This is a genomic window from Acinetobacter sp. 129952 (assembly GCF_056642055.1).
The window spans coordinates 154445-180019 of the sequence record NZ_JBWVSU010000006.1 but is presented as its reverse complement, the minus strand read 5'-3'; the positions used below and the strand labels follow the sequence as shown (position 1 = coordinate 180019).

Sequence of the window (25575 nt, the reverse complement as noted above, 5' to 3'; positions counted from 1 at the left end):
TATTTATTATATACCTATTTTAATAAAAAACTAATTTTATCTTCTTAAAGTTCTTTATCGTTCTAAAAGGCCTTATCTTCACCAGAATACAAGGCTTATGAGGCTATATAACAAGATGTATCCTCATAGAAATCAATATATAACCCAATTAATTTTTAAATATCAGAGGAGCTCTAACCCTGGTTATTTATTATGAATCTTTCTTTTGAATAAAATTTTAAGCAGCAAATAAAGGACTAAATCCCCGTTTACGTAGTAATTTTCGGTACATACTCGAGCTTCGATCTGCCGGAAAATGCGCTTCTAAAGATAAGTCCAGAGGTAAATATTCAGGTTTCTGATTTTCTACAATCACACGATCTTCCTCGAAAATTTTCATATTAAAGGCATAGGCATCTTCAACCGGTAAATCTTTATCATAATTGCGGCAAATAGGTGCAAAAAGTCGTGTTGAACGCGCAGTCATGGGTGAAGCCGCATTCATGATGACCTGCTTGGCATGATTTGGAAAATGAATCGTAAGTGTTGCAGTAAAGGGTAGGCTCACTTCAAAATGACGTAACCATTTAAAATCTTCCTGGCCACGCTGCTCGATTCCGATCGGATAACGTCCCACACTGCTGATATAATCTGCATTAAAACCGACCTCCGTTTCTGTCGTACTGTAATCAGGAACTTCTACATCCTCCGGATCGCCAAAAGTGTCTGGATGCACCCAGGCAAAATGAGCCACATCAATAAAACCTTCGAGCTGTCTTCCTGCAAAACATTGAATGTCTATCTGAGGGCAGACCAGTTGCTGATACTCAGCATCATCCCAAAAAGGCATGTTAGGAATATGAGGTTCTGCATCTTTTGTAGCGCTTAATGAACACCAGATCAGACCATACTTTTCTACCGCAGCATAAGTTTTCAAATGGAAACGTTCCGATATTTTATGCTGAGGATGTGCAGGAATACGGTTGCATTTACCTTCATTGCCAAAGCGTAAACCGTGATAACGACACACCACGCCTTGGCCGTCATTTTTTCCCAAGCTTAAAGGTACACCGCGATGCGGACATGCATCTTTCGCCACCACCAGTTCATCGTTCATTTTATAAATCACCAGAGGCATATCAAGCAGCATGCTACTTGTTGGCTGATCTGTAATATCACGCGCAAGTGCAATCGGATACCAGTACTGAGCCAAAAGATGCCAGTCATGTTCCTCGAATGTCATATGGACTGGTAAGTCGGGACTAAAAGCGGCGATATTTGTATTCATAATGGGTTCTGTGTCATGACCTTTAGCTGGACTATAAAACAGCAAGGTGTTCTATGAAATTTCAATTAATAGGACATAGGATTGCGTAAATCAGAACACTGACCGGCGATTGAAAACAAATAAGCATCTTTCTAGGTTTTTTATATTCAACCACGCAAATATTGAGATGGGATATTTCTAAGCTTAAATTTCGCTGAAAATATTTTTTTAAAAAGCGTGCTCTCAGTTTCAATGCTCTAGTTTGGCGCATAAATTGCTTATCACGCGTATAGAAAATTGATCATTTACTCAGAATCGACAAGGAATTGATGTGACGACTAGCTACTTACGCGGACAAGAACTTATTGACAGCATTCGCAGTGCACCTTATTCGCGTGACCTGATTGGCTATCATGGTGAACCACCAAAAGTGCAATGGCCAAACGGCGCGCGTGTCGCGGTACAGTTTGTACTGAATTATGAAGAAGGTGGTGAAAACCACATTGAACATGGTGATACAGGATCAGAAAAGTTTTTATCTGAAATCATTGGTGCTGCCAGCTTTCCAGATAAACATATGTCGATGGATTCGATGTACGAATATGGTTCACGTGCAGGCTTCTGGCGGATTCATCAGGAGTTCCAGAAACGTGGTTTGCCGATGACTATCTTTGGGGTCGGCATGGCATTGGTACGTAATCCTTATGTGGTAGAGGCGATTAAAGCAGCCGATTATGATGTCGTTTCACATGGTCAGCGCTGGCTACATTATCAGGACATGCCGATTGAAATGGAACGCCAATATATGGATCAGGCGGTCAGCGTTCTGGAAAGCCTGTTTGGTGAAGCACCGATCGGCTGGTATACCGGTCGGGACAGTCCGAATACCCGTCAACTTCTGGCTGATTTTCCTCAAATCAAATATGACGCTGATTACTATGGGGATGACTTGCCATTTTGGAGCACCTTGACCAATCAGGCAGGGGAAACACGTTCGCATTTGATTATTCCTTATAGCCTGGATAGCAATGACATGAAATTCAGTTCACCTGGCGGTTTTAATAGCGGGGAACAGTTTTATCAATATCTCAAAGATGCTTTTGATGTGCTCTATACCGAAGGTGAAACTGCGCCAAAAATGCTGTCGATTGGCATGCACTGCCGTATTTTAGGACGGCCGGGACGTTTTAAAGCACTACAAAAGTTCCTAGAGTATATTCAGAATCATGACAAGGTCTGGATTTGCCGCCGTGGGGATATTGCCGAGCACTGGTATAACCATCATGCGCCATAATCATAAAATATATTGGAAAAGATCATTTTAGATGCTCTTTTTTGAGTCATGTACTTTATAAAAATAACAAACACATCAGCTTTGGCACTGTTATTGCAAAACCAGTTTTAAATAACCAAGCAATATAATCAGGCGATTGAATAGTGCAACTTGTTGAATTTAATCAAGCATCAACAGAAGATGCGATGATCTTTTTAAAGCACTGTGTGCAAATACCCAGCTGGTCGACCGAGCTTGCCGCAAAACGTCCTTATGCATCGCTTGAGGATATTTTGAATGCAGCGCAACAACAAGCGGCGACCTGGAGTTGGGATGAGATTAAAACTGCACTGGATAATCATCCCCGTATAGGTGAAAAACAGGCACAGGCTGAATTAAGTGAAATAGAAAAAGACTTTTCCCATCGTGAACAATCCGGTATTACAGCAGATAAAGATACCCAGCTCGCTCTACTTAAAGGCAATCTTGCCTATGAGAAAAAATATGGGTTTATCTTTCTGATCAAAGCCGCTGGATTGAGCAGTGAAGACGTCCTTCAAGCCCTGAACTATCGTTTGCTAAATGCCCCAGAGATTGAGAAACGTATTGTCCATCATCAACTGGCAGAAATTGCCTTGTCACGACTGGCTCAGGAGCTTCATGCATGATTAGCACGCATATTTTAGATACACATCTGGGAAAACCTGCGACAGACGTGGTCATTCGACTTTTTGCTGAAGACGGTCGCCTGATTAGGGAAGCAAAAACCAATGCAGACGGCCGCGTCAGTGATTTCGGCATGACCGAGTTTAAAGCGGGTGCCTATAGTCTTGAGTTCTTTACATCTGCCTATTTTGAAAATTCGGGTTTAGAAACTTTTTTTCCTAAAGCAGTTATTCATTTTTATGTGAAAGATGCGTCCCAGCATTTTCATATTCCTTTACTGATCAGCCCATTCGCGTACTCCACATATCGCGGAAGCTGATTTTATATTTAGACTTTGAGGGTGAGAAAAATGACAGAACAAAGTAAAACAATATCACCTGAACATGAATATTTAGGTGCGGGAAAAAGTGCAGCTTACGGTTTGCAACACGTACTGACTATGTATGGCGGAATTATTGCACCACCTTTAATCGTGGGAACAGCAGCCGGCCTAGAAGCTTATCAAATTGGATTATTGATTGCGGCGGCGCTATTTGTCGGTGGTTTAGCCACAATTTTGCAAACCGTTGGGGTGAAATATATCGGTGCAAAACTACCTTTGGTGCAAGGGGTTTCTTTTGCTGGTGTCGCAACGATGGTGGCGATTGTGACTACAGGCGGTGGTTTGCAAGCCGTCTACGGTGCAGTCATTGTCGCATCATTGATCGGTTTTTTCCTCGCACCTTATTTTTCCAAAATTATCCGTTTCTTTCCACCAGTCGTGACCGGTTGCGTCATTACTATCATTGGTTTGTCTTTATTGCCGGTGGCAGTCCGCTGGATGATGGGCGGCAATCCCAAGGCACCAGAATGGGGAAGTGTCGAGAATATTGGTCTGGCATTGATGACCTTGGCTTTAGTAATTTGCCTGAATTTGAGCCGACAGGCCGCTATCCGTCGCTTGTCTATTCTTCTAGCAATTGTTTTAGGTTCAGTACTGGCCTATTTATTCGGTTTTGGTGATTTCTCTAAAGTTGCGACTGGGACATGGATTCAGGTACCTAGCTTCTTCGCCTTTGGACTACCGACTTTTGAGCTCACAGCCATTATTTCCATGCTCATCGTTACTCTCGTGATTATGACCGAAACCACAGCAGATATCATTGCAGTGGGTGAGATTGTAGGTACCAAAGTGGATGCGGATCGTATCTCGAATGGCTTGCGTGCCGATATGTTATCGAGTGCGATGGCGCCTGTTTTTGGGTCATTCATGCAAAGTGCTTTTGCGCAAAATGTCGGCTTGGTGGCGATTACCGGAATTAAAAGCCGCTTTGTGGTCGCTGCGGGTGGCATGATTTTAGTCGTGTTGGGTTTACTGCCAATTATGGGACGTTTGATTGCTGCCATTCCTGTACCGGTATTAGGTGGTGCAGGTCTGGTACTTTTTGGAACAGTCGCTGCAAGCGGGATTCGTACCTTGGCTAAAATTGATTATAACGAGCAAAAAAATCTTATCATTGTTGCGACGGCTATTGCAGCCGGCATGATTCCCATTATTGATCATTCCTTTTATGCCAACTTTCCAAAATGGGTGCAAACCTTGTTTCATTCGGGGATTAGCTCAACCTGCTTAATGGCCATTTTACTCAACCTGTTGTTCAATCATCTGAACCTATTTAAAAATAAAAGCACAGCGACTACAGAAATTGTGGCAAAGATTCCACATTAGAAAATTTAAACCAGGATGAAAACAGTCCAGAAAATGGGCTGTTTTTTTATCAAAAATTAAAAATGTTGGCTTTGTTTTTGCTTAATTCAGAATGTGATTCTTTCATTCCATTGGGGACCCTTATTTATGAAATTCACTCAACTTACTGCTGCAACATTACTTGTATTGGGTGCGGCATCCGCACAGGCAAAACCGATCTGGCAAGACTTCAGTGTCACCGGACTTTATGGAGAAAACTATGAGGTGGTCGATGAGAAACAGGCGACTGCGACCTTTGAATATACGGCAAAAGTAAAATATGCAGATGTCTTCTTCTTCATTGACCGTATGCGCGGTGCAGATGACTTTAAATCCAGTTATTTTGAATTTTCACCACGTTTGAGCTTGGGTGAAGTGTCGGGTCAGAAGCTTGCCTTTGGTCCGGTTAAAGATGTACTGGTTTCAACGACCTGGGAAGGTGGAGAGGGTTTTGATAACTTCCTGTACGGCGTAGGTTTCGATCTGGATATTCCCTATTTCCGTTATGCCAGCATTAACCTTTATCGCGTGAATAATGAGAATATTGATGATGATTACCAGTTGACACTGACCTATGGCGTGCCAATTAAACTGGGAACTGAAGAATTTCTGGTGGATGGCTTCTTGGACTGGTCTACAGAAGAAGATACTCATGACAGCGAGATGAACTGGACCACCCAATGGAAATGGAATGTCGGTAAACACATTTCTCCAGACACCAATTTATATCTGGGGATTGAACATTCTATCTGGAACAACAAATTCGGTATCCCAAATGCCGATGAAAATAATGTCAGTGCTTTAGTGAAATATCACTTCTAGGCAAAGTGATGAAGAAATAAGTTAAAAGCCCTGATAAAAGGGCTTTTTTTAATGCGTTTAAAATACGATCTGGATGTTTTCAGGAAAAGGATGAACATCACAATTTGATCCGCTACCTATACGATCCACTACAACAAACTCGCTGGGTGCTTCAAGGGTCAATAATGGATGATGCCAGGTTCTGGCACGATAATTTATCCCTTGAGAACCATCACTGATAAATACCTGAATCTGACTAATATCGGGCTGTGTATAATCAAGTTCAGGCGCTACAACGATTAAAAATTGCTGGCCGTGCATCGGAATAAAAGCCTGTGATCCTAGAGGATGCCTTTCCAGCATTGAGATTTGAAAAGGAATTGCCGTAGCTTGCATATTTCTAAAAATACTCAGTCCGACCTTGGTGTCACTTTCTACTTCAGCCAGGGCATGATAACGCTCAGTCTGCTGCTCATTGATATGAAAATAATGATTACCCTGACAGGCAATGACTTCTCCAAAAGGCAGAAAACTTTCAGTGCTTAAAGGCTGTATTTTTATACTTTGCATAGACATATCATTGATCACTCAAGCCAATTTTCCCCAGAGACGAATCCGGCTGATGCCACCGTCCGGAATCATGTTGACACGAATATGGGAAATTTTTTCGTGTTGTAAAATTTCATTGATGTAATGATGAATATGATCCATTTGCATAGGTTGGGCTGCTAACAAAAAAGGCCAGAACATGCTTTGTGGAATGAGTTGCTCATCGGTTGCATCCTCAACATAGATGGCTTGAATAGAAACCTCTGCAGGGAAATTTCCCTTAAAATGGGCGGTATCAATTTCAATTTTCTCGATTCGGGCACTGGCGCCTAAAGCCAAAATGCACCAGTCAAATCCTGGAGCACGACGCCGTTTGGTTTCCCAGCCATCGCCCATGTTAATGCCACGTCCCGGATTAATCAGATTGCGTGGATGTCCAAAATGCGCATCGCTATAGGCAACGACACGGCCACCATGTTCTAGTGCCAAAACATCTAGCATTTGATCACTATCTTGCAGATTGATTTTTACCTGACCATAGACCTTAAAACGTGCAATCCCACCGTCAGGATAAATATTCAAACGGACATGGGTAAATATCTGCTTTGCTGAAATCTGAACAATATGATGCTGGCTGGGGCCCAAGACATTATTTTCTATAATGCTGATCCATTCTGCCTGATCAAGATTTCCATCTGGCGCATAACATGCTTGCACAGCAGCAGAGGCCGGATAATTACCGCTAAAAAAAGTCGTATCAATATCCAGTGCCTGTATTTGACCTGCAACAGCAAGTTTAATGATGGCCCAATCATAGCCCGTGTGGCGCTTGCGACGGGTTTCCCAGCCATCCATCCATTTGCCATGCTCATCAAACTTGTCTTCGATAAAGACCGGTGCCTCAAATTGCAACATGCGTTTTGCTTCAGCAAAAAACTCATCTGAACATTCAAGAATTTCTGCGCCAATTCGGGCATCTGCAAGGTTAATTAACTGCTGTACTGGAGCAGGCAGATCAAAAATTGGAGCTAATAAGGTCGCCATCTTAAATTTCCATCATTGGTATACGTCACATGAATATGCACTTTTATAAATACAAATTTAGGTCTTCTGCCTTTATAAAAACAGGACATTGAAGGAATTTAAAAGCACAGCGTGTGCCAACTCTTGCTATTTTTTTAGTGCATTTTTTTCAGGATGGCACGTTTTTAGCATTTTAGCTGGCAATGAAGATGAAATAGCCAGGAGGAATAGATGGAGATTGCAATTATTGGGGCAGGCATGGGCGGATTAACCACAGGAATTGCACTAAAAAAGTTCGGACATCGGGTCACCATCTATGAGCAGGCAGAACAGATTTTACCTGTCGGTGCTGCAATTTCCTTGTGGTCAAACGGGGTGAAGTGTTTGAACTATCTGGGCTTAACTGAACAGGTAGCAAAGTTAGGTGGCCAGATGAATGACTTAGCCTATATCGATGGTTTGAATGGCGAGGTCATGACGCAGTTTAGTTTGGCGCCGTTAATTGAAGAAGTCGGTCAACGTCCATATCCGGTATCGCGTGCTGAATTACAAAATATGTTAATGGATGCGTTTGGCCGGCAGGATATTCAGCTCGGTAAAAGAATAGTGTCTATTGAGGATAAGGGGCAACACGTTGAAATCGGTTTTCAGGATGGCAGCACTGTTTCTGCAGCATTATTGATTGGCGCAGATGGTACCCATTCCATGACGCGTCAGTATGTATTGGGCAAACAGGTTGAACGCCGTTATGCTGGCTATGTGAACTGGAACGGACTGGTTGAGATCTCTGAAGATTTAGCGCCCGCACAGCAGTGGACCACTTTTGTCGGTGAAGGCAAACGCGCTTCACTGATGCCTGTGGCAGAGCATCGCTTTTATTTCTTCTTTGATGTGCCATTGCCCGCAGGTCTGGAGAATCAACGTTCGGAATATAAGATCTTATTAAAGCAATATTTCTCTGGCTGGTGCTCCCAGGTTCAATGCCTGATTGACAGTATTGATGAGCAGAAAACCAATCGTGTCGAAATCCATGATATTGAGCCTTTTAACCAGTTTTATAAGGGCCGTGTGGTAATTTTAGGGGATGCGGCACATAGCACCACACCGGATATCGGGCAGGGAGGTTGCCAGGCAATGGAAGATGCGGTCTATCTGGCACGTGCCTTACAAATTAATACGCTAGGTCTGGAAGATGCCCTGAAACGTTATCAGAATAAACGCAATGAACGCGCCAATGAATTGCTGCTACGTGCACGTAAGCGTTGTGATGTCACGCATATGAAAGATGAGCAAATTACCAAAGACTGGTATGCAGACCTACGGAAAGAACAAGGCCCACATATTATGAAAGGCATTATTAGCAATATTGTGGGTAATCCATTGGATTAAAAACAGTTAATTTCATCATTAATATTAAATAAAAGCCGCGATTTTAGTTATCGCGGTTTTTGTTATTTAGGTATGAAAATACTACAGTTGCTGCACCTTGCTTTTTAAGGCTTCCATTTGTTCAATAATATGTTTGATCATCAACTGGGAAACGCGTGAAATCTGGCGTTTAGGCGCCGCACAGAGGGCAATGGTCAGCGGATGCAGCCCTTTTTCAGAGATAGGTTTAAAGACCACTTCATCTCGCTCGACATACGGTAAAACATCGAGATAACTAAAAATTCCAATCCCGGTATTTGCCTTAATGAGAGTATTCATCAGACGGATATCATTCGATTCCGTTTTACGTACAGGTATAAATTGATGATGTTTATACAATGCCTGTACATAATCATGAATAATCAGGGGTTCGGCCGGAATAAAATGGTTGTCATTCAAGGTATCGGAAAAATAAATCTTTTCTGCTTGAGCAAAAGGATGAGACTTACCCATCACAAAACCTAAAGGCAGTTCCAGAAAGTGCAGGACTTCAATATGTTGATGGGATTTCGGATTCAGGATCAGGCCAAAATCCAGTTCTGCCTCAATCACTTTTTTGGCTACGATTTCACTGTCTGCGACCCGGATATTAAAATTAATCCAGGGATAATGTTCATACATATATTGCACGGACTGCATGACAAAACCATCATTTAAGGCAGAAATTAAACCGAATTCGATGGTCCCACGCGTAAGCCCCTGAATTTCATCAAAGCGAATCCGGGTTTGCTGGAATTCTTTTTGCCATTTTATAACATCGGCATAGAGTAATTCGCCCGCCAGTGTCAGTTTTAAACCATTGGGCAAGCGCTCAAATAACATAATTCCCAGTTCTTCTTCAGCCAGAGCAATTTGCCGATGTACTGCAGACACGGAAATGAATAATTGATCTGCGGCCTTGCGTAAACTTCCCGTTTTCGCCACCGCGATAAAATATTCTGAAAATCGGGAAAAAGGCGTATTCATCAATTTAGTCAAGCAAGTACCACCGTTTATTTATATCAATATTTGAGATAAACGTGTTTATGCGAGTTTTATGCCAAAGAAGGCAGCTTTATTCGGCAAGTACATTTGTACATGGTTGATGTGTTCTAATTTTAAGAATGAATAGTACGAATCATTCTAATAGACAGAATGACAATAAATTAAGTAATTTCAATCATAAGCAAAGCCAAAATTGCACAGTTCTGTACTGTTCAAGGCCTGTAAAAAGAGACCATCCACAGTAAGAATATAGGTTTGATATGAACGCCATTCCAGTCATCAATTTATTCAACAAACCCTGCTATAGCCAGTTTGATGATCAGGACTGGGACATTCTGGCTCGTCACTGGTATCCGGTTGCACGGATTCAGGACGTTTCTACCCAACCGCAACAAGTAACCCTGCTTGATGTCAAACTTGCACTGTATAAAACAGACAGTGGTGCAATTCACCTGGTTCGTGATCTCTGTCCACACCGGGGCGTACCCTTAACCAAAGGCTGGGTTTCGGGTGAAAATCTGGTCTGTCCTTATCATGGCTTACACTACAATGGCCAGGGAAAATGTATCAAAATTCCTGCACAACCCGAGCTGACCAACATTTCTGAGCGCTTTTCTCTGACCAAATTTCCAGTAGTGCAAAAATATGGCTTGATCTGGACCAGTATTTTTGGCCGTGACGAAGCAAAAGCCAATTTTCCTGTTTTAGATACCTGGGAGATGCCAGATCATCAGGCAATTTTACCGCCGTTTGTGGATATTGCCGGTTCGAGTGGCCGTCAACTGGAAGGCTTTATTGATGTTGCACATTTTGCCTGGGTTCATCAGGGTTCTTTCGCAGATCCTGAAAATCAGGTTGTACCCAAATACACGACAGAACGTACAAATTACGGCCTGCATACCGAATATGTCAGCAGTGTCAGCAACTATCCACATGGTATGCAAGATCTGGCACCGGAAGGCTTTTTGTGGAAACGTGTATTTGATGTCTATCCACCGTTTTCTGCGGTGCTAACCGTACATTTCCCAGAACAGGGACAATTAAAAATTCTCAATGCCTGTTGTCCGGTCTCACACAATAAAACCCGTTTATTTGTACCACTGACACGCAACTTCGATACCACAGGAGATTTACAGGCGGTATATGACTTCAATGCACAAATTTTTGCCGAAGATCAGGACATGGTAGAAAGCCAAAAACCTGAAGAATTACCGCTCGATATTTCTATGGAAGCGCATTTTGAAGCAGATCGCTCTTCAACGACCTATCGTCGAATCTTAGCCGAGTGGGGATTAAGTAAACGTTATATTGTCTAATATATTTTAAAATTTAAAAATATGGATTAAATTTTAAATAGAAACCCTATATTTCAATATAGTGGTTTTTATTTATATTATTTTTGAATGATCAAAATATTATTTATATGTCCTTATTTCTTAATTAAAATTGATTAATATTTTCAAAATTTGAAAATTAAATAAATCAATCCAGGCAAGCTCCGATTAGAGATTTCCAACCTCCTTCAATGAGGAGAGAAAATAAAAATATCTACAGAACATCATCCTTTCGGCGTATTACAAGCTAAACCTAACTATAAAAAAACTATTAATATATTTAAATATTAATGATTTATATCTAAAAAAATCCCATTCCCTCAATGAGTCTCAATACCTGATTCTATCATCTACATTTATCTTTGCTCATGAAAAATATGAAGCTCCAATTAAAAAAGGAATGCACAAATTTAAGGCATTTTATTTTATCTCACCACTTATAAGAAAAAATAAAAAAATCCTTCCATCAAATTAAATTTTAGGGTCAATTATAAAATTATTATTTATAAATTTAATAACAGTACGCTCTTATTAAATAAAAAACAAAAATATCTTTTTAAAAACCCTATTTTTATTATTTTTTATAAAAACTGGAATGCTTATTGCTAATTATATATTGGACAGACTGAGCGCATTTGAGTGAAGTCATTTTAAAGCATGTGTTGTATGACACAGAACAACCAAGAGCAGAATAGAATGAAAGAAAAAAATAGCTTGAAAACCGGATTGAAAAAATTGGTAGGGGTGTTAATGGCAAGCGGTGTAATGAGCATGGCCGCTGTCGCGAATGTTCAGGCCCAAGATAAAGCCGCGTTTGTTTATATTGGTCCAACCAGCGACCATGGCTGGACTTATTCTCATGATCAAGGCCGGATTAAGACTGAAAAAACCCTCGCAGGAAAATATAAAACCTCTTATATCGAAAATGTCCCTGAAACAGCAGATGCCGAACGTGTGATCCGTAACCTGGCACAACAAGGCAATAAAGTCATTTTTGCAACCTCGTTCGGTTATATGAATGCGATGGAAAAAGTATCCAAGCAATTTCCAAATACAGTATTTATGCATGCAACCGGTTATAAGCAGGGGAAAAATTTAGGAGTGTATGATGTCCGTACCTATGAAGGCGCTTATATGCTGGGTGTGGTCGCAGGGCAAAAAACCAAAAATAATGTTTTGGGTGTAGTTGCGTCTTTTCCGATTCCTGAAGTCATCCGTAATATCAATGCCTATACCCTCGGTGCACAAAGTGTAAATCCAAAAATTAAAACCAAAGTCATTTGGGTGAATTCATGGTTTAACCCGGGCAAAGAACGTGATGCAGCCTTGGCATTGATTGCTCAAGGTGCAGATGTGCTGATGCAAAATACCGATTCTCCGGCAGTGGTACAGGCGGCTGAACAAAAAGGTGTCTTTGCTTTTGGCTGGGACTCTGACATGAGCAAATTTGGCCCTAAAGCGCATCTTGCCGCATCGGTTTTACATTGGGAAAAAATTTACACCCCGGTAATGATGCAAGTCAGCAATAAAACCTGGAAACCAAGTGCAATGTGGTACGGCGTGAAACAAAAAGCAGTCGATATTGAAAGCTTTGGTCCTTCCGTGTCGGCAGCCTCTAAAGCAAAAGCACTCAGCGTACGTGACGGTATTTTAAAAGGCACATTGCATCCATTTACCGGCCCGATTCATAAACAGGATGGCACATTGGTCTTGGCAAAGGGCAAGCGCCTAGATGATGCGGCACTAAGCAAAATGAATTACTACGTGAAGGGCGTAGAGGGTTCATTACCGAAATAAAGCTTTGTCATTTTGCAATTCAAAAAACTTTAAATACTTTGATGTACTTTCCCGCATCCATCTGAATGCCTGCACGCTTCAGATGGATGCCGCACTGTCACAGCATTGAATAGGGCACTGATGATGACCTCTCAACACGATAGATCTGCTCATGCGCAAGAGTTGAACGCACGTTCTTCTTCAGGTGTACCGCGTTTACAGCTCATCAATATCTGTAAAAGTTACAATTCATTGAAAGCGAATGACCAGATACATTTAACCGTTCAACCTGGGCAAATTCATGCCATTTTGGGTGAAAATGGTGCTGGCAAAAGTACCCTGATGAAAATCATTTATGGGGCAACCAAGGCCAATCAAGGACAAATCCTCTGGAACGGTAAAGAAGTTCATATTGATAACCCGTCGATGGCAAGAAAACTCGGGATTGGCATGGTCTATCAGCATTTCTCTTTATTTGAAACCTTGACCGTGGTGGAAAATATTTTGCTGGGACTGAATGAAAAGATTCATTTAAAAGTCCTGAGCCAAAAAATTATTGAAGTTTCAGAACAATATGGTTTACCCATTGATCCACGCCGCGAAGTACATTCTTTATCGGTAGGTGAGCGGCAACGTGTCGAAATTATTCGCTGCCTTTTGCAAAATCCCGCTTTAATCATTTTAGATGAACCGACTTCAGTATTGACACCACAAGCGGTACGGCAACTGTTTAAAACTTTACGGTTATTGGCCTCCCAAGGCGTTTCAATTTTATATATCAGTCATAAATTACATGAGATTAAAGAACTCTGTGATGAAGCGACCATCTTACGCAATGGCCGTGTGACCGGAAATGTTGATCCCAAAGACAACAGCACCAGTGATTTAGCACGCTTAATGATTGGCCGTGATTTACCGACTTATGTACGCCCAGAATATACCGGTGAAAAACAGGTGCTATTCCAGGTCGAGAATCTGGATTACCAGTCCGATGACCCATTTGGCGTGTCGCTGAAAAATATCAATTTAGATATTCAAGCCGGAGAAATTGTCGGTATTGCCGGGATTTCTGGCAATGGTCAAGCAGAACTGCTGTCTTTGCTGTCGGGTGAAAAAAGCCTGAAACATGGCCAGATGGTTCTGGATCAAATCGATATTTCCCGATTCAGTTCTGGACAACGGCGTGATTTGGGCCTGGGCTTTGTCCCTGAAGAACGTCTGGGCCGAGGAGCAGTCCCGAACATGACACTGTCCCAGAATGCCTTGCTGACCGCATTTCGGCAGAACCTGACGCAATGGGGATTAATCAAGTTTGCACAATGTAAGCTTTTTGCCGAGCACTGTATTGAAAAATTCGGGGTGAAAGCCAGTGGCCCAGAGGCAGAAGCACGTTCCTTGTCCGGTGGAAATCTACAAAAATTTATTGTAGGCCGGGAAATTCTGCAAAACCCCAAATTTCTGATTGTGGCTCAACCGACCTGGGGCGTAGATGTCGGCGCGTCCATGTTTATTCGGCAGACCCTGATCGACCTCTCTCGACAAGGTGTTGCTATTTTGGTGATTTCAGAAGAATTAGAAGAGCTGTTTGAAATCAGTGATCGTCTCTGTGTATTGGCCAATGGTGAACTATCTCCAGCCATATCTACCCATGAAACCAATACTGAAAATGTTGGGGTCTTGATGTCAGGTATTCGAAACCATGACATGGCGATCATAGTAGAGGAGCAGCAAGCTCATGCTTAATACAGCCAAAAACAAATATACAGGTTGAGAGGAGAGCGACATGCATTTACTGGAACCGCGTGAACATCCATCTCAAATGATGAAGTGGCTTTCACCGCTCATTGCGCTGCTGGCCATGCTGATTGTCGGCAGTATTCTGTTTTTAATGCTGGGGATTAATCCCGCGCAAGCGATGTACATCTTTTTTATTGAACCGCTGACATCATCTTATGGCTGGAGTGAACTGGCAGTGAAGGCCGGGCCTCTGATTCTGATTGCCCTGGGGCTAGCGGTCGGATTTCGAGCCAAATTATTCAATATCGGTGCTGAAGGTCAGCTTACCATCGGGGCAATTTTTGGCGGTGGTATTGCGATTTTATTTCATGATCAAATCGGTTGGTGGATTCTCCCATTAATGATCGTTATGGGAGCACTCGGTGGGGCACTCTGGGGTGCAATTCCTGCCTTACTGAAAACCCATTTTAATGCCGAAGAAACCCTGACCACCCTGATGATGAATTATGTTGCAGTATGTGTGTTGCTATATCTGGTCAATGGCCCGTGGCGTGATCCGGAAGGGATGAACTTCCCTCAATCGGTGGTTTTTAGTGAGAGTGCGACGCTGCCATTTATTGTAGAAGGCACACGCATTAATGCCTCTATTTTTATCACTTTTTTTGCAGTCCTTCTGTTCTGGGTTTTTATGCGTAAAAGTCTGACGGCCTATAAACTGGAAGTCAGCGGTCAGGCACCTTTAGCTGCCAAATACGCAGGTTTTTCTTCCTCCAAAGCTATCTGGATGAGTCTGGTGATTTCCGGAATGATGGCAGGTATTGCCGGAATCTGTGAAGTGGCTGGGCCTATTGGTCAGCTGAATCCGAACCTGTCCCCAGGTTATGGCTATGCAGCGATTATCGTGGCCTATCTAGGTCGTCTCAATCCAATCGGTATTGTGCTGTCAGGCTGTTTTATGGCGCTGATTTATCTGGGCGGCGAAATGGCACAAATGCAGCTCCAGCTTCCGGTCGCGATTACCGGTATTTTCCAGGGGCTGCTGTTGTTTTTCCTGTTGGCTTCCGATGCATTGATTGAAAATCGTTACCGTTTTAGCAAAAAAATGGCGCCACCGGTCCCTCAACCCACAGCAACCACTCTTTAACACAATGTTGTCTACAGCAAAAGGAAGCATGATATGGCTTTAGAAATAACTGCAATTCTTGCAGGTACTGTTGCCGCAGCAACACCACTGATTTTCGCAGGTCTGGGGGAATTGGTCACACAGCGGACCGGTGTGATTAATCTTGGAGTAGAAGGGATGATGCTGGTTGGTGCAATTGCGGGTTTTGCCTTTGCTGCGCAATATGATGCCAGTGTCTTAAGTGCCTTATTGATGGGTGGTCTGGCAGGCATGCTGATGGCCCTGATTTTTGCCTTTTTCACCCTGTCTTTAAGTACCAATCAATCCGCGTGCGGTTTGGCTTTAACCATTTTTGGACTCGGTATTTCTGCATTTTTGGGACAGAACTACGTCAGTATGGCTTTACCGGGGCTGGCTAATTTTAATATTCCACTATTAGCGGATATTCCAGTATTGGGTCCGATTCTGTTCCAGCAAAACTATGTGGTTTATCTGTCCATCTTGAGCTTTTTTCTGGTGTGGTTTGTCTTGTCCAAAACCCGTTTAGGCTTATTGCTTAAAGCAGTTGGAGAATCACCGGAAAGTGCGCATGCCATGGGTTATCACGTGTTGGCGATTCGTTATGGCGCAGTACTCTTTGGCGGTTTGATGGCAGGAGTTGGCGGAGCATTTTTATCAACCGTCTATACCCCGATGTGGATTGAAAATATGGTGGCAGGCCGCGGCTGGATTGCGATTGCACTGGTAGTATTTGCGGTGTGGAAACCCACACGTTTAATGCTCGGCGCTTACCTGTTTGGGGGCGTGACCATTTTACAATTTCATGCCCAGGCGTTTGGAATCAAGGTGCCGAACGAGCTGCTTGCCGCATTGCCCTATATAGCCACCATTGTGGTACTGGTCATGATTTCGCGGAATAAAAAAGTACTCAAAATGAATTTGCCATCTTATTTAGGCAAAACCTTCGTGCCATAACCGCAGCCATTCATCATAAATAGAATAGATTTGAGTATAAATCATGAAAATTTTAACAGCTTCCTATGTCCTTACCATGAATGCGCAGAATGAATGTATTAAAAATGGCGCGATACTGATTGAGGGCGACCAAATAAAAGCAGTGGGTACATTGGCACAGTTAACTCAATGCTATCCAGAGGTGCTCATTGAAGATTACCCACAAAAGATCCTGATGCCGGGCTTGATCAATACCCATTGTCATTCCGGTTTATTGCGTGGTACGGCTGAAGGATTACCGGTTTGGGATTGGTTACAGCAGTATATTGACCCGATGCACCGGGTGTTGACACCAGAGGATGCGAAAATCGCCTCCTATTTATGTTATGCCGAGGCACTATTGTCGGGAACGACCACCATCGTTGATATGTGGCGTTATATGGACGGAAGTGCTGAAGCTGCGCAAGCATTGGGAATTCGTGCCGTTCTAGTACCTTATGTCGCGGAACATCCGGATCACAATTATTTTGAAACTTTAAAAAGTAATGAGGCTTTAATCAACCGTTGGCATCAGCAGGCGAATGGACGTATTCAGGTTTGGGTGGGTTTAGAGCACCTGTTTTATGCTGAAGGTTCAGCATTAAGCCTCATTGAGAAACTTTGTCAGGATTATCAAACCGGTTTTCATACCCACAGCAATGAAAGCCAATTTGATGTACAGGAAAACCTGCGCCGTTCAGGTATTCGCCCAATTGAGAGTCTGCAAAAACTGGGCTTGCTAGATCTGCCTAAAACTTTGTTGGCACATTGCGTCTGGACAGATGCAAATGAAATTCAGATTTTAAGGCGACATGCGGTAGGGGTTGCGCACAATCCTATTTCCAACATGAAGTTGGCTTCCGGTGCAGCGCCTGTCGTTGAAATGCTACGTCAAGGCGTTGCGGTGGGTTTGGGTACTGACGGAGAAAAAGAAAACAATAACCTGGATCTATTTGAAGAAATGAAAACGGCATCATTGCTGGCCAAATTTTCTTCGCTGGATGCAGCCGCCCTGGATGCCTGGTCAGTCTGTCAAATGGCTACGATTACAGGAGCTAAAGCCTTGGGTATGCAAGATGAAATTGGTTCATTGGAAGTCGGCAAACAGGCCGACCTGATTGCGGTGAAACTGGATACACCGCGGATGACGCCGTTGATTGATCATAGAAAATTATTTAATTTGCATACCAATTTAGTCCATGCAGTTCAAGGCCAAGATGTCGTGATGACGATGGTGGCGGGACAGACTGTGGTTAAAAATGGCCGTTTGATCAATGCCGATTTACAGGCTCTAATTGATCAAGTGAATCAGGCGGCGCCACGCTTGTTTGAACGTCGTGATCAGTGGTTTGCAAAGCAGGGGCAAACGGTGAATGAATTACAGCGGGAAGAATTTTAAGATTTACGTGGGGGTTGAGGTTATTCATTGATAGTGGGGTGACCTCAGACGCCTTTCTAACGAATGATTTAAATGAAATTAAACAGAGTGAATAGACTGATATTTTCTAATCTTTAGATGAGTTTCATTCATTCACTTCTAAATTGCATCTAATAAGCTATAAAACCATTCTTTGAATTTACCCCTTTGCATCTCTATATTGGAGTAATAGGAACCGTCGCGGTCAGCCTGTTTTGTGTGTATAGCCTGTTTCAACAGAAGCAGGATATCGGCTCTACCACTGAACTGGCTTTTTTGATGACCTATATCATTGGTGCTGTTTGTGTGTGGAATATTCCACTTGCTGCAGGGATGGCGGTTCTACTCACGATCATCCTGATGGGCAAACAGACATTGCATCAATTTGCCGGAAAAACGATCCAAAGCTATGAGTTAAGAGACGGGCTACTTTTATTGGCTTTGATATTGATTGCGTTGCCGGTCATGCCCAATAAGCCCTTGTGGGGCGCCGTACTGAATCCTTATATCATCCTAAAATTACTCATTTTAATCTTGATTGTGCAGTCCATGGCACATGTGGCAAAACGAATCCTGTCCAATGATAAGGCGCTTATTTTATCTGCCTTAGCCTCGGGATTTGTCTCCAGTACGGCCACAATTGCCAGTTTGGGCATGCAAGTCCGATCCGGGCGGGCCAGTGCTAAATTAAATGCAGGTGCGGGATTAATCTCCTGTATTGCCACCTTATTACAGCTCTTGCTGATTGTTCTGGGAGTGAGCGTAGAATGGTTCAAGTTTCTGCTAATTCCGAGTTTGGTGGGCATCGGAATTTTATGTATTGCTGCCGGATTCTTGATTTATCGAACTCCCCAAGCGGATAACAGTATGAGCATTAATGAAATACAAGAAATTGATAGCCGGATGTTCAGTATAAAAGAAGCGGTAATTATTGCGGTCAGTTTGACCTTAATCCAGGCTGGGATTTACGGCGCGAATCTTCTACTGGGGGATAGCGGCTTAATTTTAGGCACTTTTTTAGCCTCTTTATTTGAAGTGCATGCTGCTGTAGCAGGTGTAGTGATACAGGGAAATCCTCACAACCTGACTTTAATTTATGCTGTTATGATTGGACTTGCGGCACATGCGGTGTCTAAAAGTATCAATTCTTTTGTGACTGGGGGATGGAAATTTTTTCTGTATTCTGCACCTAGCCAGATTCTACATATGTTAGGACTTATCTTTATTCTTCTGAGTTTGAAATAAAGAAGGGCTGGTTTGCATATATTATGAAATGATCCAATCATTTTAAGTCATTTTTAAGATTCAGATTCTAGGCTAAAGCATCTTAAAGTCTTTGAGCCATGGATCATGCTGAAGCTGTTTTCCCATTCGTCTTTTTTTAGTCAGCGACCTAAAAAGTCGATTAGTCTTTCAGGCTTCAATATGTTGCTGGCTATGTGGCTAGGACTGATCTTAAACTTTGCTTTCTATCAAAAAATTCATGAATTTACGCCTTATGCCAATCTGAAAGCAGGTCTGTTACTGGCCGCCACGGCATTGATCATCATTGCCTTTTACAACTTGGTATTACAGTGGCTGAACTGGAAATGGAACGCCAAAATACTGGCCAGTGTCCTGATCATTCTGGGTGGTTTTAGTGCTTATTTTGTCAATAGTCTGGGGGTCGTTATTACGCCTGACCAGATCCAGAATATGCTGCAAACTGATGCCCGTGAAGTCCGTGATCTTTGGTCAATGCGACTGATCATCTGGACACTGGGATTTGTAATATTTCCACTCGGCATCGTCTGGATGCTTCAAATTCAGCCTACATCGACTGGGCATCAGCTGGTGCATAAAAGCCTGAGCAGTGTAGTCTCACTCGGACTGATTCTAGGTTTATTGTTCTGCTTCTATGTCGACTATGCAGCCATCTTCAGAGAGCACCGTGATCTGAAGGGAATGCTTTCTCCACAAAATAGCATCGCGTCCACCTTATCCTATTATAAAAAGAAAGCACCTAAAGCAAATTTGCCTTTGTTGGCTTTTGGCGAAGATGCTCATCTGTTACAGCAGGCCCAAATGCAGGAGCATCCTAAATTAATGGTGCTGGTAGTGGGAGAAACTGCACGTGCCGAGAGTTTTGCCTTAAATGGCTATGCGCGTAATACTAATCCTGAACTGAGCAAGTTAGCGGTGATTAATTTCAATCAGGTCAGCTCTTGCGGAACTGCAACAGCCGTTTCAGTCCCGTGTATGTTTTCGGGCATGTCACGTGAAACCTATGATGAACAGCTCGCCAGCCACCGTGAAGGTTTGCTGGATATTGCCCAGCGCGCCGGTTATCAGGTGACATGGATTGATAATAACTCAGGCTGTAAAGGCGCCTGTGACCGAGTACAAAAATATCAGATTCCGACGCAACTGAAACAGAAGTGGTGTGATGCTGGTGGTGAATGTTTTGATGAAATCCTGGTGGAGAGCCTGAAAGATTATCTGGCGCATCTGGATAAAAACAACCCGAAACCACAATTAATTGTACTGCATCAGATGGGCAGTCATGGCCCCGCATATTTCAAGCGTTCCAAAACGCCGTATCAACCATTTCAACCAACCTGTAATAGCAATGCCATTCAGGGCTGCAGTACAGAAGAATTAAAGAATAGCTATGATAATTCGATTGTATATACAGACCATGTTCTTGCCCAGATCGTTGAAACTTTAAAGCAGCAGACTCCATATCAAACCGGTTTCTGGTACCTGTCTGATCATGGAGAATCCACCGGAGAGCATGGTTTATACCTGCATGGTGCACCTTATAGTATGGCGCCGACCCAGCAAACCCATGTCCCGATGCTGATGTGGTTCTCCGATGCCTGGAAGCAGCAGAATACCCAGCAGGTCAGCTGTCTCAAAGGACAGACCGAACAGGCCCGTAGTCAGGATCATCTTTTCCCCAGCTTATTAAGTTTACTGGATATAAAAACGCAAGTGACTGAAGCTAAAAATGATATGCTTGCACAATGCTCACCATCCTTAAAGAACAGAGCTTGAAATGCATAAAATACTAATTATTGAAGACGACTTTATGATTGCCGAGTCGACTGAAACATTGCTCAAGCTGCATCAGTTTGATGTGCATTGGGTCAATAATGGGATTGAGGGTTTAAAACAGTTACAGCAGCAGGTCTACGATATTGTCCTGCTCGATTTAGGCTTGCCGATGATGGATGGCATGTTGGTGCTAAAAAATATCCGGCAGAAGTTTCCGAATTTACCGGTATTGATTATCTCTGCCCGGGATCAGTTACAAAATCGGGTAGATGGGCTGAATCAGGGAGCAGATGACTATTTAATCAAGCCTTATGAATTTGACGAGTTACTGGCCCGTATTCATGCCTTAATACGCCGTAGTGGTTTAAAAAATACCGGGATAGATACGAATAAGAAATTATCACACAGTGGTTTGGAACTAGATCTGGAGCAGCATATCGCTCTGTTTAATGGACAGGCTATAGAATTATCCAACCGGGAATGGTCTATCTTAATGGCCATGCTAAATCATCCGAATAAAATTTTTTCCAAGAATGATCTGGAAGACAAGCTTTATGATTTTGACAGTGATGTCAGCAGTAATACGGTGGAAGTCTATATCCATCATCTGCGGGCAAAACTAGGAAAAGACTTCATACGTACCATACGTGGGCTAGGGTATCGCTTAGGATGAGCACCATGCAAAAACGTTATTCCTTGCAAAAACGTCTGGTTATTTATATTTCATTATTTAGCGTGGTACTGGGCTGTGTGCTAATCTTTGCAGCATACCGGATTGCGCTCGAAGAAATTAATGAAGTACTGGATAAACAGATGCAAAGTCTGGCAGAGCGCATTTCAGAAAATCATCCGCAACCCTTACAAAGCCAAATCGATCTAGCCAAACAATACAGTGAAGAAGATTTATTTGTAGATATCTGGTCCTATACAGATACAGCCACTTCCTTGCATCCGCAGGATGTTCTGGTGGCACCGGTCAGGAAAGCAGGTTTCTACAAGCATCAAACGCCGTATGGAACCTGGTTAACTTATATTATTCCTGGTAAGCAATTACAGATTCAGGTGAGCCAGCAGCAAAATGTCCGGCAGGAACTGGCTCTGGAGCTGGCAGCCAATATGTTTCTTCCTTATGTGCTTTTTTTACCTTTTGCATTATTCGGTTTAGGCTGGATGATCCGGAAAAATTTTCAGCCCCTTAATGATTTTAAAACTGAATTGGCCAGCCGCAAGGCACAAGACTTAAAGCCAATTGCAATGAAAGATTATCCCCTGGAGCTGGAACCGACTATTCAGGAAATGAATTATTTGTTTGGTCGCATTTCTCTGGCCCAACAGGAACAACGTCAATTTGTAGCAGATTCTGCCCATGAATTACGCACGCCACTGACGGCCTTGAATTTACAGCTGCAAATTTTGCTACAGCAGTTCCCTCAAAGCGAGTCTATCCATAATTTGAGTCAAGGCATTTTGCGTATGCAGCATCTGGTCAACCAGTTATTGAGTCTGGCAAAACAGGATGTGACCGAAGGTTTAAGCGAACCTGTTCAATTGCTATCACTGAATCAAATGACAGTCACCTGTATCGAAGAACTAATTCAATTGGCGCTACAGAAAGACATTGATTTGGGCGTAGAACAGCAACAGGAACTGCAGATTCAGGGCCAGGCTTCAGCTTTGCACTCGATTATTTATAATTTAATTGATAATGCAATTAAATACAGTCCGAAGGATGGCGTGATTAATGTATCTATTTTCCAGCAAGGCCGGCAGGCGGTTTTACAAATTGAAGACAGTGGGGCAGGGATAGATCCTGCTCAATTCAATCAGATCCGGCAACGCTTCTATCGGATTCATAACCATGCAGAAATTGGCAGCGGTTTGGGTTTATCCATTGTAGATAAAGCCACCGAGCGCTTGGGTGGAACACTAGAATTTTCTCGAAGTATCAATTTGGGTGGCCTTTGTGTCCAGGTCAAGTTTCCTTTAATCGAAGCCTAAGCGAATAAGCTTCTGGTTTTTTGGAGTTAAGGTTGCCTGATACTAGAGAGTATAGGAGTGGTCTTTTCTATCGGCAGTTTGTGGCTAAACAGCGTATAGCCAATGACATTCATGCACCAGATAATCCAGCCAGTCCATAAATTATGACTCAGGAAATGTGCTCCGCGCATCATTTGTGCCCAGCCCATAGCCAACCCTAAAATTACTGCAGCAATCAGAAGAAAATAAGCACGCTTGCGGTTAGAAATGCGATAAACAAAATAACCAGCCATCAACGCAAAACCACTAGATGCATGCCCTCCAGGAAAACAGTGGCCCGCAGTAGCACTAAAATCCCACAAAATCCCGTTATGGGTAGGTATGGTCATATCCCAGGGACAGGCATGGGCCGACTGAGATTTTAAAATTCCGATCGAGGCCGTGGTCAGCACTACCATGCTAAAAAAATAGCCAAATTCCCAGCGCCGTATATACCAGTTCTGCCATTTCAGTGATGCCAACCAGCCCAGTAATAATGTGATATACACTAGAATCAGCAGGTCTTTAACATAGCGATGATTGAGTTCTGCCAGTGCCCATTGTTTTCGAAGGGGAAATTGACCATGATCATCGATAAAGGGATAGATGAGCTGTAAGTCCAGCACTCCTCCAATGTCAAAGAAGTTGAGAAGAATCAAAAAACTGAAGATCAAAAGTAAAGTTTGGGTCAGTAAAAACCGGGAACGGTCAGTGATCATTTTTAAGTTGTCCATTTCAGGCAGTAGCAAGAGCAGAGGTCAAATCAAATGACCAGCCAAAATGATGCCCCAGGTCAGGGCAATTAAACTAAGTGCTACAAACTGAGCCGCACTGCCCATATCCTTGGCATTTTTAGACAGTTCATGCCGTTCCATGGAAATACGATCTACCACTGCCTCTATCGCTGAGTTAATCAGTTCAATGATCAACGCCAATAGGCACACGGCGACCATGAGCGCTTGCTCAACTCGGCTAACTGGCATCCAAAAGCTTAGAGGAATCAAAATAAGATTAATCAGCAGGATCTGCCGGAAGGCGGCCTCATTTTGAAAGGCGGTTTTAAAACCAGCCATGGAATAACGGGTCGCATTAAAAATACGCTGCGTTCCTGAGGTGCCGTTATAAGGTGATCGGTAGGAAGACATAAAGCAGATTCAGTCAATAGAGAGATAGGAATAACTTAAATTTTCAATCTTAAAATGCTCTTAAAAAAACCGGCCGTTCTAAATTTTTACTACAAGTACCTCCGGCGTATCCGGTAATTTCAGCACAGGATCAATCGCTACATTTGACGGTCAAAACTGTAGAACAAAGCGAGACACCTGAACGCCGTAGCCTGGAAAATTTTATTCAGGAAAAATATCAGCAAGTCCATCAGGCCACTGTATCGAGCTTCTCTTCAACCCTGTTTGCCGGTTATCACGGAGCCGAGATGCAGGTGGTGAATGCAGCATTTAAATCAATTTAATGCCTTTCTGGAACAGTATCTCGATGAACCAATTGAAAATATTCTTGGCAAGCTCAGCCAGACCACGGTCAGCCGAGACAAAGTAGTAGAAATTGGCAATCTGGCAGCACTAGATATGGACAAAGCCAAACTGATGGTGGCCTTTCTGGTTTTTCATCTCTCGCAGCAACACATCGAATGGGCAGTATGTACCGGAACAACTGCAGTACGTTATGTGTTGCAACAGATGGGATTACGTTTTCATGTGCTTGAAAAGGCTGATCCGCAAGTCCTAGGAGAGGCACAGCACCTGTGGGGCAGCTATTACCAGCAGAAACCTTATGTGCTGGCGATTGATGTGGCAGAGGCCTTACAAGTCGCTCGTCAACTTTATCAATTTAGTCATTAAAGCATTTTGCTTGATTACCGAGGCACAGAATTTAAATGATGACTGCTTTATTTGAACGTATCAGCCTACAAGCACACCAGTATCCGCAGCGAGAAGCTGTGGTTACCGCACAGGCAACACTGAGCTATGCGGAACTACAACGGCGGATAGAATTATTGAGTGCCAGTTTCATGCAGCTTAATCTGCGACGTCTGACCTTATGGGGCGTGAACAGCATCGACTGGATTGTGGTCGATCTTGCCGCACAAAAAGCCGGCATGACCGTGATTCCGGTGCCTCTGTTTTTTACGGCATCTGCTTTCCGACAGCCGAACCGAGCTGCTCTGTATTCTGGATGAATCTTTCTCTGGACCAGAATGGCTGTTAAATCTAGCTAAAGACATGAGTAGAGATGAGATTTCCATTTAATTCAATTTTCTTCTAAAAATTTCAAAATTCACTTTTATGGACAAGGAAGATATGAACTTATGGTTAAGTGTATCTTATTTAACTTTTACTTAACTTATGTTCACCTATAATATAGTTCACAATTAAATTTATCTTTAATAAACAACAAATTTAATTACTTAGAGTACTAAAGTTATAACTGGT

At 42.8% G+C, this 25575-nt stretch carries 24 protein-coding genes and 1 pseudogene; 19 read left to right on the top strand and 6 right to left on the bottom strand.

Annotation, left to right across the window (positions count from 1 at the left end; genetic code table 11):
- Window positions 1–217: 217 nt before the first annotated feature.
- Window positions 218–1267 carry an aromatic ring-hydroxylating oxygenase subunit alpha gene (locus tag AC1IR0_RS08940; RefSeq protein WP_222112172.1) on the bottom strand — a complete coding sequence of 350 codons (1050 nt, stop codon included), beginning with the start codon at window positions 1265–1267 and terminating at the stop codon, window positions 218–220.
- A 310-nt stretch (window positions 1268–1577) separates the two neighbouring features.
- Between AC1IR0_RS08940 and puuE the strand changes: the two genes are divergently transcribed.
- From puuE to AC1IR0_RS08915, 5 genes are all read left to right on the top strand, one after another.
- Window positions 1578–2540, top strand: coding sequence for an allantoinase PuuE (gene puuE, locus AC1IR0_RS08935; RefSeq protein ID WP_253101476.1), 963 nt, complete (start codon window positions 1578–1580; stop codon window positions 2538–2540).
- A gap of 143 nt (window positions 2541–2683) precedes the next feature.
- On the top strand, window positions 2684–3187 hold the full coding sequence (gene uraD, locus AC1IR0_RS08930; RefSeq protein WP_184412872.1) for a 2-oxo-4-hydroxy-4-carboxy-5-ureidoimidazoline decarboxylase: 504 nt from the start codon (window positions 2684–2686) through the stop codon (window positions 3185–3187).
- Window positions 3184–3504 (top strand): hydroxyisourate hydrolase, encoded by a 321-nt coding sequence (uraH, locus tag AC1IR0_RS08925; protein ID WP_004646924.1) that lies wholly within the window; start codon window positions 3184–3186, stop codon window positions 3502–3504. Before uraD ends, uraH begins: the two co-directional genes overlap by 4 nt.
- Window positions 3505–3534: 30 nt before the next feature.
- Complete coding sequence (locus tag AC1IR0_RS08920; protein WP_213687251.1) at window positions 3535–4893, top strand: nucleobase:cation symporter-2 family protein; 1359 nt, start codon at window positions 3535–3537, stop codon at window positions 4891–4893.
- Window positions 4894–5019: 126 nt separating this feature from the next.
- Window positions 5020–5733, top strand: coding sequence for an outer membrane protein OmpK (locus tag AC1IR0_RS08915; protein WP_004280255.1), 714 nt, complete (start codon window positions 5020–5022; stop codon window positions 5731–5733).
- A 57-nt stretch (window positions 5734–5790) separates the two neighbouring features.
- Here AC1IR0_RS08915 and AC1IR0_RS08910 read toward each other — a convergent pair whose 3' ends face one another.
- Window positions 5791–6288, bottom strand: coding sequence for an ureidoglycolate lyase (locus AC1IR0_RS08910; protein ID WP_409666372.1), 498 nt, complete (start codon window positions 6286–6288; stop codon window positions 5791–5793).
- A 12-nt stretch (window positions 6289–6300) separates the two neighbouring features.
- On the bottom strand, window positions 6301–7305 hold the full coding sequence (alc, locus tag AC1IR0_RS08905; protein ID WP_409666371.1) for an allantoicase: 1005 nt from the start codon (window positions 7303–7305) through the stop codon (window positions 6301–6303).
- Between the two features lie 210 nt (window positions 7306–7515).
- Between alc and hpxO the strand changes: the two genes are divergently transcribed.
- The gene (gene hpxO, locus AC1IR0_RS08900) at window positions 7516–8673 is read left to right on the top strand and encodes an FAD-dependent urate hydroxylase HpxO (RefSeq protein ID WP_409666370.1); all 1158 of its coding nucleotides are present in this window, start codon (window positions 7516–7518) and stop codon (window positions 8671–8673) included.
- An 81-nt stretch (window positions 8674–8754) separates the two neighbouring features.
- Here hpxO and AC1IR0_RS08895 read toward each other — a convergent pair whose 3' ends face one another.
- Window positions 8755–9678, bottom strand: coding sequence for a LysR family transcriptional regulator (locus AC1IR0_RS08895; protein WP_409666374.1), 924 nt, complete (start codon window positions 9676–9678; stop codon window positions 8755–8757).
- Window positions 9679–9956: 278 nt separating this feature from the next.
- Here AC1IR0_RS08895 and AC1IR0_RS08890 point away from each other — a divergent pair, with 278 nt between their 5' ends.
- From AC1IR0_RS08890 to AC1IR0_RS08845, 10 genes and pseudogenes are all read left to right on the top strand, one after another.
- On the top strand, window positions 9957–11012 hold the full coding sequence (locus tag AC1IR0_RS08890; protein WP_243474374.1) for an aromatic ring-hydroxylating oxygenase subunit alpha: 1056 nt from the start codon (window positions 9957–9959) through the stop codon (window positions 11010–11012).
- Window positions 11013–11726: 714 nt separating this feature from the next.
- Complete coding sequence (locus tag AC1IR0_RS08885) at window positions 11727–12827, top strand: BMP family ABC transporter substrate-binding protein (protein ID WP_409666369.1); 1101 nt, start codon at window positions 11727–11729, stop codon at window positions 12825–12827.
- Between the two features lie 120 nt (window positions 12828–12947).
- On the top strand, window positions 12948–14549 hold the full coding sequence (locus tag AC1IR0_RS08880; protein WP_479741316.1) for an ABC transporter ATP-binding protein: 1602 nt from the start codon (window positions 12948–12950) through the stop codon (window positions 14547–14549).
- A 40-nt stretch (window positions 14550–14589) separates the two neighbouring features.
- Complete coding sequence (locus tag AC1IR0_RS08875; protein ID WP_479741315.1) at window positions 14590–15687, top strand: ABC transporter permease; 1098 nt, start codon at window positions 14590–14592, stop codon at window positions 15685–15687.
- Window positions 15688–15720: 33 nt separating this feature from the next.
- A complete protein-coding gene (locus AC1IR0_RS08870; RefSeq protein WP_479741314.1) occupies window positions 15721–16641 on the top strand; it encodes an ABC transporter permease in 921 nt (306 codons plus the stop codon).
- Window positions 16642–16684: 43 nt separating this feature from the next.
- Window positions 16685–18058 (top strand): amidohydrolase family protein, encoded by a 1374-nt coding sequence (locus AC1IR0_RS08865; RefSeq protein WP_479741313.1) that lies wholly within the window; start codon window positions 16685–16687, stop codon window positions 18056–18058.
- A 186-nt stretch (window positions 18059–18244) separates the two neighbouring features.
- Window positions 18245–19321, top strand: a pseudogene (locus tag AC1IR0_RS08860) (DUF4010 domain-containing protein); the annotation flags it as partial.
- Window positions 19322–19426: 105 nt separating this feature from the next.
- The gene (locus tag AC1IR0_RS08855; RefSeq protein ID WP_479741312.1) at window positions 19427–21112 is read left to right on the top strand and encodes a phosphoethanolamine transferase; all 1686 of its coding nucleotides are present in this window, start codon (window positions 19427–19429) and stop codon (window positions 21110–21112) included.
- A 1-nt stretch (window position 21113) separates the two neighbouring features.
- Window positions 21114–21785 carry a response regulator transcription factor gene (locus AC1IR0_RS08850; protein WP_004646901.1) on the top strand — a complete coding sequence of 224 codons (672 nt, stop codon included), beginning with the start codon at window positions 21114–21116 and terminating at the stop codon, window positions 21783–21785.
- Between the two features lie 5 nt (window positions 21786–21790).
- Window positions 21791–23110, top strand: coding sequence for a sensor histidine kinase (locus AC1IR0_RS08845; RefSeq protein ID WP_479741311.1), 1320 nt, complete (start codon window positions 21791–21793; stop codon window positions 23108–23110).
- 26 nt (window positions 23111–23136) lie between these two features.
- Here AC1IR0_RS08845 and AC1IR0_RS08840 read toward each other — a convergent pair whose 3' ends face one another.
- Window positions 23137–23847, bottom strand: a complete 711-nt coding sequence (locus AC1IR0_RS08840) for a phosphatase PAP2 family protein (RefSeq protein ID WP_479741310.1) — start codon at window positions 23845–23847, stop codon at window positions 23137–23139.
- 39 nt (window positions 23848–23886) lie between these two features.
- Window positions 23887–24273, bottom strand: a complete 387-nt coding sequence (locus tag AC1IR0_RS08835; protein ID WP_479741309.1) for a diacylglycerol kinase — start codon at window positions 24271–24273, stop codon at window positions 23887–23889.
- A gap of 143 nt (window positions 24274–24416) precedes the next feature.
- Between AC1IR0_RS08835 and AC1IR0_RS08830 the strand changes: the two genes are divergently transcribed.
- The 3 genes from AC1IR0_RS08830 to AC1IR0_RS08820 are packed head-to-tail and all read left to right on the top strand — an operon-like array spanning window position 24417 to window position 25322.
- Window positions 24417–24596 carry a hypothetical protein gene (locus AC1IR0_RS08830; protein WP_479741308.1) on the top strand — a complete coding sequence of 60 codons (180 nt, stop codon included), beginning with the start codon at window positions 24417–24419 and terminating at the stop codon, window positions 24594–24596.
- A complete protein-coding gene (locus AC1IR0_RS08825; protein WP_409666364.1) occupies window positions 24574–24984 on the top strand; it encodes a thermostable hemolysin in 411 nt (136 codons plus the stop codon). The genes AC1IR0_RS08830 and AC1IR0_RS08825 overlap by 23 nt, the downstream gene beginning before the upstream one ends.
- Before the next feature lie 35 nt (window positions 24985–25019).
- Window positions 25020–25322, top strand: coding sequence for an AMP-binding protein (locus AC1IR0_RS08820; protein WP_479741307.1), 303 nt, complete (start codon window positions 25020–25022; stop codon window positions 25320–25322).
- Window positions 25323–25575 lie beyond the last annotated feature (253 nt).

Bases quoted from the DNA above. Each gene is read 5' to 3' on its own strand.
- AC1IR0_RS08940 (WP_222112172.1), bottom strand. From the start codon at position 1,267: ATGAATACAAATATCGCCGCTTTTAGTCCCGACTTACCAGTCCATATG.
- uraH (WP_004646924.1), top strand. From the start codon at position 3,184: ATGATTAGCACGCATATTTTAGATACACATCTGGGAAAACCTGCGACA.
- AC1IR0_RS08920 (WP_213687251.1), top strand. From the start codon at position 3,535: ATGACAGAACAAAGTAAAACAATATCACCTGAACATGAATATTTAGGT.
- AC1IR0_RS08915 (WP_004280255.1), top strand. From the start codon at position 5,020: ATGAAATTCACTCAACTTACTGCTGCAACATTACTTGTATTGGGTGCG.
- AC1IR0_RS08910 (WP_409666372.1), bottom strand. From the start codon at position 6,288: ATGTCTATGCAAAGTATAAAAATACAGCCTTTAAGCACTGAAAGTTTT.
- alc (WP_409666371.1), bottom strand. From the start codon at position 7,305: ATGGCGACCTTATTAGCTCCAATTTTTGATCTGCCTGCTCCAGTACAG.
- hpxO (WP_409666370.1), top strand. From the start codon at position 7,516: ATGGAGATTGCAATTATTGGGGCAGGCATGGGCGGATTAACCACAGGA.
- AC1IR0_RS08895 (WP_409666374.1), bottom strand. From the start codon at position 9,678: ATGAATACGCCTTTTTCCCGATTTTCAGAATATTTTATCGCGGTGGCG.
- AC1IR0_RS08890 (WP_243474374.1), top strand. From the start codon at position 9,957: ATGAACGCCATTCCAGTCATCAATTTATTCAACAAACCCTGCTATAGC.
- AC1IR0_RS08885 (WP_409666369.1), top strand. From the start codon at position 11,727: ATGAAAGAAAAAAATAGCTTGAAAACCGGATTGAAAAAATTGGTAGGG.
- AC1IR0_RS08880 (WP_479741316.1), top strand. From the start codon at position 12,948: ATGATGACCTCTCAACACGATAGATCTGCTCATGCGCAAGAGTTGAAC.
- AC1IR0_RS08875 (WP_479741315.1), top strand. From the start codon at position 14,590: ATGCATTTACTGGAACCGCGTGAACATCCATCTCAAATGATGAAGTGG.
- AC1IR0_RS08870 (WP_479741314.1), top strand. From the start codon at position 15,721: ATGGCTTTAGAAATAACTGCAATTCTTGCAGGTACTGTTGCCGCAGCA.
- AC1IR0_RS08865 (WP_479741313.1), top strand. From the start codon at position 16,685: ATGAAAATTTTAACAGCTTCCTATGTCCTTACCATGAATGCGCAGAAT.
- AC1IR0_RS08855 (WP_479741312.1), top strand. From the start codon at position 19,427: ATGCTGAAGCTGTTTTCCCATTCGTCTTTTTTTAGTCAGCGACCTAAA.
- AC1IR0_RS08850 (WP_004646901.1), top strand. From the start codon at position 21,114: ATGCATAAAATACTAATTATTGAAGACGACTTTATGATTGCCGAGTCG.
- AC1IR0_RS08845 (WP_479741311.1), top strand. From the start codon at position 21,791: ATGCAAAAACGTTATTCCTTGCAAAAACGTCTGGTTATTTATATTTCA.
- AC1IR0_RS08840 (WP_479741310.1), bottom strand. From the start codon at position 23,847: ATGATCACTGACCGTTCCCGGTTTTTACTGACCCAAACTTTACTTTTG.
- AC1IR0_RS08835 (WP_479741309.1), bottom strand. From the start codon at position 24,273: ATGTCTTCCTACCGATCACCTTATAACGGCACCTCAGGAACGCAGCGT.
- AC1IR0_RS08825 (WP_409666364.1), top strand. From the start codon at position 24,574: ATGCAGCATTTAAATCAATTTAATGCCTTTCTGGAACAGTATCTCGAT.
- AC1IR0_RS08820 (WP_479741307.1), top strand. From the start codon at position 25,020: ATGATGACTGCTTTATTTGAACGTATCAGCCTACAAGCACACCAGTAT.